At 44.9% G+C, this 14,116-nt stretch carries 12 protein-coding genes; 7 read left to right on the forward strand and 5 right to left on the reverse strand.

All coding sequences use genetic code 11. From position 1 onward, the window contains the following. Positions 1 to 343: 343 nt before the first annotated feature. The 3 genes from BUA34_RS02085 (at position 344) to BUA34_RS02095 (ending at position 4,776) form a co-directional block, all read left to right on the forward strand. A complete protein-coding gene (locus tag BUA34_RS02085; protein ID WP_072827068.1) occupies positions 344 to 2,518 on the forward strand; it encodes a polysaccharide biosynthesis tyrosine autokinase in 2,175 nt (724 codons plus the stop codon). Positions 2,519 to 2,684: 166 nt separating this feature from the next. Beyond that, a complete protein-coding gene (locus BUA34_RS02090) occupies positions 2,685 to 4,025 on the forward strand; it encodes an AAA family ATPase (RefSeq protein ID WP_072827069.1) in 1,341 nt (446 codons plus the stop codon). Next, positions 4,018 to 4,776 (forward strand): hypothetical protein, encoded by a 759-nt coding sequence (locus BUA34_RS02095; protein ID WP_072827070.1) that lies wholly within the window; start codon positions 4,018 to 4,020, stop codon positions 4,774 to 4,776. Before BUA34_RS02090 ends, BUA34_RS02095 begins: the two co-directional genes overlap by 8 nt. A 137-nt stretch (positions 4,777 to 4,913) precedes the next feature. Here the strand turns inward: BUA34_RS02095 and BUA34_RS02100 are convergent, their stop codons facing one another. From BUA34_RS02100 to BUA34_RS02110, 3 genes are all read right to left on the reverse strand, one after another. Next, entirely contained in the window at positions 4,914 to 5,315 is a 402-nt protein-coding gene (locus tag BUA34_RS02100) for a hypothetical protein (RefSeq protein WP_072827071.1), read from the reverse strand. Between the two features lie 96 nt (positions 5,316 to 5,411). Continuing rightward, on the reverse strand, positions 5,412 to 6,215 hold the full coding sequence (locus BUA34_RS02105) for an Rpn family recombination-promoting nuclease/putative transposase (protein WP_072827072.1): 804 nt from the start codon (positions 6,213 to 6,215) through the stop codon (positions 5,412 to 5,414). Between the two features lie 160 nt (positions 6,216 to 6,375). Continuing rightward, positions 6,376 to 7,953: a hypothetical protein gene (locus tag BUA34_RS02110; protein ID WP_072827073.1), complete on the reverse strand. Its 1,578-nt coding sequence runs from the start codon at positions 7,951 to 7,953 to the stop codon at positions 6,376 to 6,378. A gap of 295 nt (positions 7,954 to 8,248) precedes the next feature. Here BUA34_RS02110 and BUA34_RS02115 point away from each other — a divergent pair, with 295 nt between their 5' ends. From BUA34_RS02115 to BUA34_RS02130, 4 genes are all read left to right on the forward strand, one after another. Further along, the gene (locus BUA34_RS02115; protein ID WP_072827074.1) at positions 8,249 to 8,512 is read left to right on the forward strand and encodes a chorismate mutase; all 264 of its coding nucleotides are present in this window, start codon (positions 8,249 to 8,251) and stop codon (positions 8,510 to 8,512) included. After that, on the forward strand, positions 8,512 to 9,693 hold the full coding sequence (locus BUA34_RS02120; protein WP_072827075.1) for a prephenate dehydrogenase/arogenate dehydrogenase family protein: 1,182 nt from the start codon (positions 8,512 to 8,514) through the stop codon (positions 9,691 to 9,693). Before BUA34_RS02115 ends, BUA34_RS02120 begins: the two co-directional genes overlap by 1 nt. A gap of 30 nt (positions 9,694 to 9,723) precedes the next feature. Then, positions 9,724 to 11,091, forward strand: a complete 1,368-nt coding sequence (locus BUA34_RS02125) for a 3-phosphoshikimate 1-carboxyvinyltransferase (RefSeq protein ID WP_072827076.1) — start codon at positions 9,724 to 9,726, stop codon at positions 11,089 to 11,091. 106 nt (positions 11,092 to 11,197) lie between these two features. Further along, positions 11,198 to 12,082 (forward strand): NAD(+)/NADH kinase, encoded by an 885-nt coding sequence (locus BUA34_RS02130; RefSeq protein ID WP_072827077.1) that lies wholly within the window; start codon positions 11,198 to 11,200, stop codon positions 12,080 to 12,082. Here the strand turns inward: BUA34_RS02130 and BUA34_RS02135 are convergent. Beyond that, the gene (locus tag BUA34_RS02135; protein WP_072827078.1) at positions 12,079 to 12,948 is read right to left on the reverse strand and encodes a pseudouridine synthase; all 870 of its coding nucleotides are present in this window, start codon (positions 12,946 to 12,948) and stop codon (positions 12,079 to 12,081) included. The two genes, BUA34_RS02130 and BUA34_RS02135, sit on opposite strands and share 4 nt — an antisense overlap. Continuing rightward, the gene (hisC, locus tag BUA34_RS02140) at positions 12,912 to 14,021 is read right to left on the reverse strand and encodes a histidinol-phosphate transaminase (protein WP_072827079.1); all 1,110 of its coding nucleotides are present in this window, start codon (positions 14,019 to 14,021) and stop codon (positions 12,912 to 12,914) included. Before hisC ends, BUA34_RS02135 begins: the two co-directional genes overlap by 37 nt. Positions 14,022 to 14,116 lie beyond the last annotated feature (95 nt).

The raw sequence follows: 14,116 nt of genomic DNA on the forward strand, positions 1-14,116 counted from the left end.
ATACATGACAAAATTTTTGGAAAAAACTTCAACAATTTTGCAACCAGCTGTTGTTAAAAATTGTCATTATGCAAACTGAAACTTACAAGGATTTTTGAACAAAGGAAATTTTAAGCGTGTTGCTTGAAACAGAATAGATGAAAACGGCAAGTTTTTTTTGGGGGGGAGGGGTAAACTTAAAATTTTGAAAAATGTTCATTTTTATGTGAAAATAGATGTTTGGATTTTGCAAATACACCTTTTGTAAATCTTATAATTTACTATTTTAATTGATGTGTTTAAATGTTAATTACTCTTAATAGTTTAAGGCAAGTGTTTTACACGAAAGGTTTATAATTAGAATATGACTAATACAACAGAAAATCAGATGAATCAGGGCCCGGTAACGCAGGGAGGGATTAATCAGAACGATGTCATTGACGTTTTTGAATTGTTCGGCATTTTCCGCCGCCATTGGTTTATTTTCGCCCTGCTTTCTTTTATAGGGTTGGTTGTTGGGGCTACATACGCCCGCTACAGTCGGGATGTTTTTCGTAGTACGGCGATGCTGCAACTTGACACGAAGTCTAGGAGTGGCAAGGCTATAGCCGATATTGGCGAACTGTTCGAATCGCATAGCCCAGCCAAGTCAGAGATTTATTTGATTAAGAGCCTTAGCGTGCTGATGCCAGTGGTCGAAAAAATGCATCTGAATTATGGGGCTGAACCAGTTGGTGTTATGGATCGCCTTATGCACCGCGAGGGGCGGATGGACTTGGATTTGTTCGAACCCCCTAGGGTTTTTGATGAAGATGATGGCAACTGGGTTGCCGAGGTAAAGTCGGAAGATTCTTATGAATTGTTTACTCCGCTTGGTACAAGCGTTGTTGTGGGTAAGGTGGGCGAAACATATCGCGTGCATGTGGAGGGGGATTCTGTTGCTATTTGTGTGCGCTCTATGGATGCGCTCCCGGGGCAAAAATTCGTTTTACACAGGTTGTCTGTTCTCCGTATGGCTGAAATTTTGCAAAAAATAGTGCAAGCTGATGAATTGGGGAAGAATACGAATATCATCGAAATTGCGTACCAGGATCGTTACCCGGACCGTGCTGCCAAAGTGCTTAACGCTGTAGCGCAGATGTATGTACGCCAGAACGTAGAGATGCGCAGTGCAGAGGCCGAAAAGTCCCTGGAATTTTTGGAAAAACAACTGCCGACGATTAAGGCTAAGCTAGATTCTGCCCAGCAACTTTTGACTAATTACCGTAACAAGGTGGGGACTGTCGACTTGGGGGCCGAGGCTCAAGGTACATTAAAACGTCAAGTAGACCTCAAAACTCAGTTGCTTGCATTGGAACAGGAATATCAAGAAAAATCTCGTTTGTTCAAACAAGACCACCCTGCCATGCAGGCGATTCTTTCGCAACAAGGACGTATCCGTAAAGAAATTAGTAAGGAAGAGGGTAAAGTCAAGGCGCTCCCGGTTACGCAACAAGATGTGCTAAAGCTCAAACAAGATGTGGAACTCAACAACGAACTTTACACGTCTATTTTGAACAACATCCAGCAGCTCCGTGTGGTGCGTGCAAGCGAAATCGGTAACGTGCGTATTGTAGACCCTGCCTATATTCACTGGAAGCCTGTTAAACCGAAGCGTAAGATGATTGTACTTGCTGGGCTCGGTGGCGGTTTTGGCTTTGCTTGGGTTCTCGTTCTTTTGTTGCATCGCATACGTAACCGCGGTGTGGGTTCTTCTTCAGAGATTGAACGTGAAACGGGTGTGAGCGTTTATGCCAAGGTGCCCAAGACGCATATCAGCCACAAGCTGCCTGGCGTAAATGACAAGCGTTTTATTTTGGCAAAGGCCGATTCCGAAGACTTTGCTATCGAAAAGCTTCGTGCGTTGCGTACGGCGCTGGAATTTTCGTGCATCGACGAGGGCGGGCGCGTGCTGATGGTGACGGGTATTTCGCCCGAGGCGGGCAAGAGCTTTGTGTCGTTGAACCTTACGTACCTTTTTGCAAAGCAGAACAAGCGCGTTATTTTTATTGATGCGGACCTGCGCAAGTCCAGGCTTTCGCACAAGCACGAAAAGGGCGTTTCGGATGTTATTGCAAAGTCGGCGACATTGGATAGTGTTGTTGTGGATATGGGTGAAGGTGCTTACTTTTTGCCGAAGGGTTCGCGTGTGGCGAATCCGGGTGAAATGCTTGCGTCAAAGGCTTTTGCCGAGCTGGTGCAGGAATGTCGCGAAAAGTACGATATCGTGGTTATCGATACGCCGCCTTGCTCGCTGGTGTCCGATGCGCAGGCAATCGCAAAGCTTGCCGATTTTGGGCTGATTGTCGTGGAATACAAGAAACATTCCATGGAGAACATTCAGGAGATTATCGACCAGTTGAGCATGGCTAAGCTTGAGAAAAAGGCCATTGTGCTGAACAAGTGCGTGCATGACGGTAGTTCGTACGGTTATGGTTACGGTTACGGGTATGGCTACGGCTACGGTTACCGCTACCGGTACGGCGAAAAGAAGAAGTAAACAAAAAAAACTCCCTCCCGGGAGTTTTTTTTTGTATACGTATTCAAGTCTATGGTGCACATCTAGGGAATATTTTATGCGGTTTTTACGTCGAAATGTGCATTTTTGTGATAGATGAAAAAAAAATACACTGAAATTATATATCTTTTTTACTAAAGGTATAAAAATGAAACTTAATGTTGAAAATTTTGGGAAAATCAAATTTGCCAGCGTGGAACTGAACGGATATTCCATTTTTGTTGGTGACAACAATAGTGGTAAGACGTACCTGATGCAGTTGATATATGGGGTGGTTGATGCTCTTGATCATATTCAAGATTTTGATAGCCCTGTTTTTAATGATTATCCGTTTCGGATAGATGCTTCGAATATAAAGGATATTCAGTCGTCAGTTAATAAATGGCTTTATGAGAACAAACAGAAAATTGTAAAAAATATTTTCAACGAAAACCTTATGATAGGTTCTTTGTCGTTGGAACTTGATTTGGATGATATTGGTGAAAAGTTTTTTGAAATTAGAAAAAATCAACTAAATGAGATAGAAAGAATACAGAAAAAGGTTAGGTATTCTAAAAATATTGATAAGGGTACTAGTGATTCTTTTATTTGTATAGAAAACAATGATTTTGTTTATGTGGCAGCGAAGGAAGGAGAACGTTCGAAATCATTTTGGATTGATTTCCTTGTTGGCTTGACAATGCAACGTTTGATGTATAAGCAGGGATCGAGGTCTTTGTTTTTACCGGCATCTCGTTCTGGGTTGAATTTGGTTTATAAGAACCTTTTTGCGGAATTGGCACGACCGATCTCTTTTGATCTGGACGAATCAAAAGCGCAACCCTTGGAATCAAAAAAATTAGGTTTGACAGGACCTGTTTTTGATTATTTGTCTTTTATGCAAACTTATAAGTTCGATGCGGGATCTTTTGAACGAAATAAGGAGTTAATTGATTTTATTGATAAGAAAATAATTCATGGAACCATAAATCGTATTGGTGAAGAGATCCGATTTAGAACTCAAGATGGAATGGATTTGCCATTGTATTTGGCATCTTCTATGGTAAACGAATTATCCCCGTTGGTCCATGTGTTATCTTCGGTTGATCTTTTTGGACGTATTTTTTATGATGAAATTGAGACTAGCCAACACCCAACAACGCAAATACAGTTGGCTCGTCTTATGAATCGATTGGTTAATTCAGGCGTTAATGTGATTGTAAGTACGCATAGTGATACTATGGCTGCTGCAATTTCGAACCTTGTAACAATGTCGTTCTCTGAAAATTCTGTTTCAATAGCTGAAAAATTGGGATATGAATCTGATGATTTGTTGAAAGAAGATTGTGTTCATGCTTATCAATTTATAAAGGATGTTGAAGGGCGAACGGTTGTAACGGAAGTGGAAAAATTTATCAATTTAGGTATAGGCTACGATTTTTCATTGTTTAATGAGACAAATGATAAGTTGTATAGTGATTATCTAGCTATTACGGGGAAAAATGCGTAGCTTAGCCAATCGTTATAAGTTTTTTAAACCGCAGAAAGATGTTTTTTCTTTCGAAAAAAAAGCTAATACTGTTTGTAAATTAACTGCCGTAAATGGCGATGATAGATTCCTTTTTGTTGAAAAAGGAACAATCTGTCAAAGAGTTGATGGCGTTGAGAGTCAGGTCCCTTTTACGGATTCCGTCATTGTTTCTGTTAAACTTGATGGTGACAACATTGCACTGCTGGGTTATGAATGTTGTTCTTCTGAATTGCAACCAAAGTCTTCTGGTGTGAATGCTGCTGATATTCTGTATATATTTTTCCCAGTCGATAAAGAAAAAAAAGCTTGTTTCATTTACGATATGAAACATACTTTTGGTCATGAAAAAAAGGATGTATTACGTTTTTACAATCAGTGTATTTCAACAATGAAGTATGCTGCCTCTCTCTGCTATTTAACTGATGAATCTGATTGTATAGATTCTGTATTTTCAAATATAGAACCACATTTTGGGGTTGTGACAACTGGTTTTTCGAAGGAAAGGCTTGATGGCCTTATTAAATCTTTGGATGTTGTTCCTGAAGTTCCTCAAAATGCGCAAGAACGGAAATATGCTGCACAGAATCGTCAAAATGAGAGAGAAATGAGTATTTTGCGTTCTTTCCTTGATGCACAGGTGCCTTTTAATAATTCTGTATATCCACTTGATATAAGAATTGCTGAACGACAGCCTTATGAAATGCATTTTGTAAATGGAATATTGTTGTAATTTGCTGTTCTATTGTTTAGAATACTGAAAAAGTCTCGCCGTTGGCGGGACTTTTTGTTTTTTTGCGTGGGAGGGGATGCCCGATCGAGCCGGACATGAAAAAAAAAGCTCCCTTGAGTAAGGGAGCGGATGTTTGCTTAGAAAGACTTGATTTCGTCGATGGTGAAGCCGGTTTGTGCGGAGATTATTTCCAAAGGAACCTTGGCATCACGGAAACCTTTGGCCATGGCCTTTTTCTCTTCTAAGGCTTTGGCTTCTGCTTCTTTTCGTATTTCATTCTCTCGTTCGTGAAAATCATATTCGTAAATCATGTATCTTTTCCTTATGAACGTATCGGTCTTGTAAAAGGATACTTGTTTGTTGATGGTTTCGGTCTCACGAGAGTCTGGGTTCTGTGTCGCAAAGTACTTCATGTAAGCTTTGACGATTGGGTCTGCAAATTCCTCGTACTTACTAAAAATAATAAATCCTGCAAGGCGAGAAAAGTGACCGACTTGTTGGGCATTTCCGAGCCGCAGCGGATTTGGAGCGAAGCTCAAAAGTTTTTGAAAGTAAGGTCATTATGGGGAAGCTTACAGCCCGATCGAGCCGGACGTGAAAAAAAAGCTCCCTTGAGTAAGGGAGCGGATGTTTGCTTAGAAAGACTTGATTTCGTCGATTGTGAAGCCTGTTCGCTTGGAGATAGCTTCTAGAGGAAATCCATCGTCACGGAAACCTTTGGCCATGGCCTTTTTCTCTTCTAAGGCTTTGGCTTCTGCTTCTTTTCGTATTTCATTCTCTCGTTCGTGAAAATCATATTCGTAAATCATGTATCTTTTCCTTATGAACGTATCGGTCTTGTAAAAGGATACTTGTTTGTTGATGGTTTCGGTCTCACGAGAGTCTGGGTTCTGTGTCGCAAAGTACTTCATGTAAGCTTTGACGATTGGGTCTGCAAATTCCTCGTACTTACTAAATATATAAAAGTTTTTGAAAGTAAGGTCATTCAGAGTGATGTTTGTATTCTCCTTAGCTCTGTTTTCAAAATGGTATGCAGGGAGTCCGCCTTTGAAAATGTCCTTGGGACACAGGAAAATGATATATTGTTCCCGAAGACTTGTGTAAAAGTCGCCTTTGGAAAGGGCTACGCCATCACCTACGCTCTGGTAATATCTGGCTCTTTGTGGAAGTTCCTTGGTATCGACCATTTGCATCTCAAGATCAAAGGAACGGATTGTCTCTCCGTTTTCGTTGGTTTCTCGAGCAAAGACATCATAGCGGACTCCTTTGTGCTCTGCATCGTAGCTTAAAACCGCTTCTGGAATAGGCGTTTCCAGGTGGTCGATTTTGATGTCTAGCAGATGTTCAATGAATGGCTGGGCGATGTCCTTGTTGCTGAAGACAAGACCGAACATGATCGGGTCGGTAATGTCGAGCTCGTCGAAAGGTTTTATGTTCATTTGTATTCTCCTATAATAGATTCAGGAGCCTTAATATACTTGGTAAAACTTTTGAAAAGTAAAACTTCGACAATTTTGCAAACAACCGTTATCAAAAGTCGTCATTTTGCAAACTATTGAATTACATGTATTGGTATTGCTGTAAAAAGGGGGAGCTTACTCACAGAGTTTGGCAAAACTCATAGAAATCATCGTTTTCTACATAAGCTCTGATAAGACTATGAATAGAATCACTATGGATTTCTGTTCGAACCATAACATAATATCGTTTGAAACTATCAGGATTATTCCTAATGTTTTCGAAAATTTGAAGCCACACAGAGTTCATCAGATAAAGAGATTTATTTTGAAGTTCAAGAAATCGACATTTATTCTCATATTTCCACAGGGGTATTTCCTTAAACTGAGGCTGTTCTAAAAGTGACTTGAAAAAAATTACACACTTTTTAAGATAGTCCAAAAGATTCGGCTCAATTGTATTTCCTTTTTTATAAAAGATTAGATGCTCGATATCGCTTATGTCATAATTTTTTCGACTTTCTTCAATCTGCTTATTCAATTCATCATGAACATCATTCAGTTGTGCACAGGAATCTAATTCCTGTTTCTCCAGTTTTTCCTTTTTTTCTGCAATATAGTTGTCAACAATTCCACCGACATCGCATCTGTCACCAATGGCCGCTATGAACTGTTCCTTTAATTTATCCAAGGGAATATAGCGTGCAACACGACGGTCTCGAGCCGAGAAAAACATAAAACTAGCGAACTGTTTTTCCACACTCATAGTCTCGGCTGTATTTTCATCCACATCCAAGCAATTACGCAAATCTTTTTTAGGCAAATAAATGTCGGTATCGAGAATGTGATTTATGAATACTTTGTAAGGATCTTTATCATTGCTAAGTTTTTTATTTTCAGAGTCCATCTCTAAAAACGCAGAACATACACTAGCGATAGGTACATTATACGAAAGAATTTCCTGTATGCTGTCATCAAAGCCATAGGAACCTAACAATTGGTTGTTTATCCTTTTCTTGATAAAAAGATGTTGTTCTTCATCGGAAAAGTGTTCGTCGACAAATTTATAATAATGTTCATCCTTCACGCCCAAATATGTTGCAGCAAAAGCTTCTAACATTTGGTCTTTTTCAATAGGCAACTTGCGAACCCTTTTATACAAATCTTCGATTCGGCAGCGAAGAGGCATGCCAATCTTTTTCTTCAAAATTTTATTCGCCACATCCACTGCATACTTACACTGCCCATAAGTAATATCATCACTGCACAAAACCTCTCCATTCAAGCGATCATCTAAAAGGCAACCGATGGCAAGGAGTGCATTATGGTATGGTTTTCCTTGAGTTTTACCACCCCAAAAAGAACGCAAACCCCTCACATAAGGATTTTCAAAATTAATGCTTCCATTTTGTGCATAAATATACATCAATGGGTCACAATATTCATCCTTTTCTTTAGGCGGACTAATTTTGCGAGGTAAAAAGAAATCTTCCGCAGTCATCATAAAGTTACCATCTCCTTCAGTAAGCCAACCGACCCCACAATGATGCTTGCGTTCTTCGCTTTTTACGGCCGCAAAATATTTAAAGTCAAATTTTTCGAATTCACGTACTTCAATAAAATTAAAAGCATCTACAAGAACGAGTGTTTCCTCGTAGGCTTTTTCCCATTGAGCTGGATCAACTTTGTTGGATGCGTGAAGAGATATAAATATGCCCATATTGGCTCCTATGTTGTTATGTTTGTTTTGCTGTTAAAAATTACCTCCATCACATTCTCATGCACAAGGGGCCTATGTTTTTGAGTTAAAGCTTCGCCTAAGGCTTGTCGTTGTTGAGATTAGATGCAATTCGCTCTTCTAGAAGGGTCATTTTTGAGCAAAAAAAACACATTGTAAAATTTTCGTTGTGTAGAAAATTCTTTGTTCCTGTCCCAATCTAGTTTCTGCTGTATATGGCTCTTTCATCAACGTATTCATCGCAAAACAGCAACCATTTTTTTCTACATTCACATACATGGATATTAATGAATGGCGCATTCGCATTGATGAACTGAACGATGAACTGATGGCGATCCTCAACAAGAGGGCGACATACGCTGCCGAGATTGGTAAAATCAAAAAGCAGAAGGGTTTGCCCGTGTTTGACGAAGGTCGCGAAACGGCTGTTTTGAACGAAGTTGCCGAAAAGGCGAAAAAGGCGGGTGGGCCGCTTTCTCCGGAATCGTTCCAGAATATTTTCCGTGTCATCATGGAAGAAACTCGCAAGGTGGAAGAATAATGGTTGGCCGCATTACTATGGTGGGTTTTGGCCTCTTGGCAAGCTCGATTGCGGCGGCCATCAAGCAGGCTAAACTCCCGACGAAGATTCGTGCGGTGAGTTCGCCTGCAACGCTCAAGCGTGCTCGCGAGCTTGAACTTGCCGATGAATTTTACCAGTACGACCAAACGGAAGAATGGGCAAAAGACAGTGACTTGATTTTGCTCTGTGCGCCGATTATCCACATTCTTAAAATGATTGATGCGCTGGGGCGCGTTTCGTGGGCGGGTTCTGCTGGCCGTGAAATTTTGGTGAGCGATATCGGCTCGACGAAGGTTGAAATTTGCAAGGCGGGCATGCGTTTGCCGGCTCCGTTCCGTTTTGTCGGTAGCCACCCGATGGCGGGTTCCGAAAAGCGTACTTGCGAGTACAATGACCCTGCGATTTTTGAAAATGCGTACTGGTTTGTCTGCCCGCCCGAAGGTACGGAAGAATCGGTTTATGCGCCGCTTTTGGAATTGATTCATTTTGTGGGCGCAAATGCTGTGGTGTTCCCGCCGGAACATCACGACCGCACGATGGCGTGGGTGAGTCACATGCCGCAGATGCTGAGTTCGACGCTGGCTGGCAACTTGCCGGAGCGTTTGCTTGCTCACAATTACCAGCATTTTGCGGGGCGCGCTTTCCGTGACATGACGCGTATTGCTGCCTCGGGTTGGGGGATGTGGCACGATATTGCGGTGACCAATCGTGACGAGACGACGCGTGCACTTTGCGAAGTTCGTGATGGCCTCGACAAGACGATTGCTGCGATGAACGGCTTGAATGTTGTTAAAGATGGCAAGCCTGCATCGGGCAATTTTGAAAATGACGAACAGAGTGTGGTGGCGGATAATTCCCAGGCGCTTGCCGATATTTTCAAGGCGGGTAACGATGGCCGTGCGAGTTTGTTTGCTCCGGGTCGCAACAATACCGCTTCGTTCTACGAAATTACGGTACAGCTCAAGGATAAGCCGGGCGCTCTGTTGAGCGTGATGCAGCCGCTTGCCGAAGAAGGCATCAACATTCGCGATATTGAACTTATGAAGGTTCGCGAAAATGTGGCGGGCACGCTTTTGCTTGCGTTCAAGACCGAAGAAGAAGCTGCTCGTGCAGTAAAGACTTTACGTTATTTGGATTACGAAGTTAAAGAAAGACGTTAATTTGATAGAAAGGAATTTAAGGAAAAGACGATGGAATTCTTGATGAACCCCGACCGAGAACGGATGAATTTGACACTGGTGATGGCGCTCCTTGTGAATGGCCGCACCGTGTTAGAAGATTTCGCATGGGCGAGTGGCAGTGAACGTTATGCCGAGGCTCTTAAAGAATTTGGGTTGTCTTACGAATTGCAAGGGCACCAGTTGGTGCTTAACGGCAAGGGGTTCCAGTACCCAGTTCCGACGATGCTTCCGATAAAGTTCAATGAGGCCGAGAATGTGCTTTTGTGGACGCTGGCGAGCAAGGACGAAGAACAACTTTATACGTTTGCCGCCGAAGTGGACGATGCGGGAATTGCCCGCGTGAACACGGCCAAGGAAACTTTGCAAAAGTATTTCAAGATTAAGGTCCAGAAAGATGAACCTGCAAAGTTTGTCTTTAATTTTTTGCGCGACGAATTGAATGTAAAGAAGGATTCGCTCGGGAACGTTTCGTATGTGATGCGTAACAGGCTTTTGCTCCGTGCGCTTATCCGTAATGAATATTTGAATTTTGAAGAAAAGTCTACGGTGCATGACCAGTGGACCAAAATGCTCATTTACTTTGGTGCGGCTGTGAAGTACGAAGGCCGTGGCATGGAGCAGTTGAGCGAATTCGAACGCCGCTTGATGATTGCGCAGGGCAAGAAGATTGAACGTACGCAGTTCACGGAACTTTCGGAGACGAAGGTGATTACGGCGCGTGAATATTATGTGCCGGGCGATACCACGGAAGCGACTGCTTTTGCGGTGCTTGCGACTGTCGGGAATATGCCGAAAGACAACGTCATCAAACTTTTGAACGTGGACTTGAACAGTAGCCGTGCAGGGGCGCTCACATGCCTCAAGCGCATGGGCGCCAACGTGGAAACGGTGAGCCGTCGTGAAAAGTACGGTGACGTTTTTGGCGATGTGGAAATCAAGCCGTTCGCTTCGGGCAAGCGTTTGCAGGGCCGCCGCTTTAGTGAAGACGTGATTGCAACGGCGCTTGAAGAATACCCGCTGTTGGCGGTGGCGGCTTGCTACGCCGAAGGCGAGACGATTTTGCGAGTGCCTAAAGAAGTGCGTGTTGAAATGCGCCCCAAGAATGAAGTCTTGGCGGTGAACTTGCGCAAGACGGGTGCCGAAGTCGGCGTGTACGATGACGGTCTTGTGATTCGCGGGCTCGAGACGATTGTGAACGGTAGCGATTTTGATGCGGGTGAATCGGCGCAGATGGGGCTTGCCTTGAACGTGCTTTCGCTTGCGCTGCAGAACGATGAACCGGTCGAGAATATGGACAAGGTCGAGGCGGTGTTCCCAGGCGTTTATGAAAAAATGAAGAACGTGCTTGTGGCCGAAAACGCCGAGAAGAAGGAATAGAATGTTGTTGCCCGATTTGTCATTCCGACCAGAGCCTGTCCTGAGCAACAGTCGAAGGATGCCGGAATCGCCTTCTTGTCTAGCAAAGAAAACTAAGGATTCATAAATGAACAAGTCTTTTTGCAATATTGGAATTGTCGGATTCAAGGACAAAAGTGCCGATTTGGCATGTGCCTTGAAGCAAATTTCGGCATGGGCGCTCGAACATCCGCAAATCAAGTTTTGCGCGCTGGATTCCTTGAAGGAACTTGTAAAAAAGCCGATTCGCGTGGTGAAGGAATCCGCATTGCAGAAGACGGATTTGCTGATTGCTGTTGGCGGCGATGGCACTGTGCTTACTGCCGCGCATATTGCGCTTGGTCATAACATCCCGATTCTTGGCGTGAATGCCGGTCGCGTGGGATTCTTGGCGGAATCGCGCGTGGAAGGCTTGACCAAGACGCTTGACAGCTTGATTGCTGGCGATTTTTCGACTCGTGAACGCATGATGATCGAGGCTGCGGTTTATCATGGCAGAAAGTGCATTGCAAAGCAGACCGTGCTGAACGAAGTCCACGTGCGCGCGCACGCTCCGGAACGCATGGTAAACGTGAACGTGGCTTATAACGATACCTGCCTGACGGAATACTGGGCGGATTCAATTCTCGTTTCGACGCCGACGGGCTCGACTGCATACAACCTTGCTGCTGGTGGCCCGATTATCCATCCTTCGACGCCTGCGGTGGTGCTCACGCCTGTGGCGCCGAGCAGCCTCTCGGTGCGTCCGCTTGTGCTTTCGCTGACGGACAAAAAGTTGCGAATGGCTTCGGCGGTGAATTGCTCGCTTGATCTCGTTTTTGACGGGCGTATAGATTTTGAAATGAAACCGGATGAATATGTGATGTTGTCTGAAAGTAAGCTTGTGACAACGTTTATTCGTATGCGTCACACGGGATTTGTGGGCGCTCTTCGAGAAAAACTTGGCTGGACGGGTAAGCCGCGATCGGCTTAATGCTGCGGAGCATCTAGTTTTTTGATGCAACCCTGCTTTAAATCGCCCAACTCAAAATTGCAGAACTTGATGCGGACGAGACGCAAGACTTCGTAGCCGAGCTTCGCGAGCATGCGGCGAATTTCGCGATTCTTGCCTTCGTCTAAAGTAATTTCTAGCCAACAGTTCTTTTCGCCTGCGCTGTAGAGCTTGGCGCTGACGGCGTGCATGAATTCTTCGGGTTCACCAAAGACTCGTGGCGGAACGTTGAAACCTGCTTCCATTTGCGAAAGTTCTTCGGTGGTGGGGTGGCCGTTGACCTGAACGCGGTAGATTTTGGTATGCTGAATCCACTTTGTCATTCCGGCCGGAGCCTGTCCCGAGCGAAGTCGAGGGATGCCGGAATCTCGCGGGTTCAGCAATGCGTCTGCCCATTGAGTATCGTTTGTAAATAGCAGTAGCCCTTCGCTAGCGGCATCGAGCCTGCCAACGGGCGATATATGCGGCACAGCCTTGCCGGGGAACATCTTGGCGTATTGCTCGCGGAAAAGGTCCATCACGGTTGCACGCCCTTTCTCGTCGCTTGCCGTGGTCACGAAACCGCGAGGCTTGTTCATCATAAAGTAAACGAACTCGCTTGCTTTTACATGCTTTCCGTCAACGCAAATTTCATCATTTTCGCGGGCGGGAGTGTCCGGATCGCGGACGATTTTACCACGCAAAGAAACCCGGCCCTCGCGGACCAGGTTTTCTGCTTGACTTCTGCTGCAAAAACCGCGCTTAGAAATCACACGGGCAATGCCGTGAGCTTTGGCGCTAGGCGCGGGCTTCGCGCAGTCTCTTTCTCGGTTTACTTGCCGAGATATGCCTTGATGTTTTCGAGGCATTTCTTGTTCTGTGCTTCGGTACCGACGGTAATGCGGAGCACGTCACCCATAGCCGGCTGCGGACGGATGATGGTGCCCTTGGCCTGCAAGAACTTGAAGGCGTCCATCGGATCCTTGAATCCGCTGACGGCGATGAAGTTTGCGTGGCTGTCGACGTAGGCGAGGCCGAGTTCCTTGAAACCAGCCTTGAGCTGTTCGAGACCCTTCTTGTTGAGTTCGCGAACCTTGTTTACGTAATCCTGGTCGTCGATAGCGCCGATGGCAGCTGCCTGAGCGATGCTGTTCACGTTGAACGGTTCACGCACGCGGTTGATGAGGGCGACGATTTCCGGACGGGTGATGCAGTAGCCCACGCGGAGACCAGCGAGACCGTAGATCTTACTGAACGTACGGCAGCAGATGATGTTCTTGCCAGCGGCGATGCGGCTGTTGAAATCCGGGACGAGTTCCGGCGTGTCTTCGATAAATTCGGTGTAGGCTTCGTCCATCACGAGAACGCAAGTTTCCGGGAGGCTGTCGGCGAAGTCCAAAATTTCCTTGGCGGTGAGGTCAGAACCGGTCGGGTTGTTCGGGTTAGCGAGGAACACGATGCGGGTCTTTTCGTTCACGGCGTCGCGCATAGCCTTGAGGTTGTAGTTGTATCCCGGAGCAGGCATGTCAACTTCAACAATCTTGGCGTTCATGGCCATCGTGGCGAGCTTGTAAACAGCGAAGCTGTGGTTGCCCATGACGGCTTCCGTGCCGGGGCCGAGGAACACCTGGGCAATCATGTCCAAAAGTTCGTTACTGCCGTTACCCACAGCAATCTGGTCGCGGTTCACGCCGCGAAATTCAGCAATCTTTCCGATGAGGTCGTAAGAACCGCCATCTGGATAGAGGTTCACTTCTTCCAAAGCCTTGCGAGCTTCGGCCATGCCCTTCGGGCTCGGGCCAAACGGGTTTTCGTTGCTGGCGAGCTTGTCGATGTCTTTTGGGTCGAGACCGAATTCACGAGCGGTGTAGGCGATGGGTTTGCCGGTCACGTAGAGCGGCTGCTTTAAAATGTGCTGTTGAGCGAGCTGATTGATATCCATTTTTAGTTGTTGGTTTTTAGTCAATAGTTATTAGTTGATTGATGTTCTGAAAGGAATAATAGCATTTTTTTATATTCGGTTTGAAAATGAAGAAC

The sequence above is a fragment of the Fibrobacter sp. UWB12 genome (assembly GCF_900142485.1).
GTDB lineage: Bacteria > Fibrobacterota > Fibrobacteria > Fibrobacterales > Fibrobacteraceae > Fibrobacter.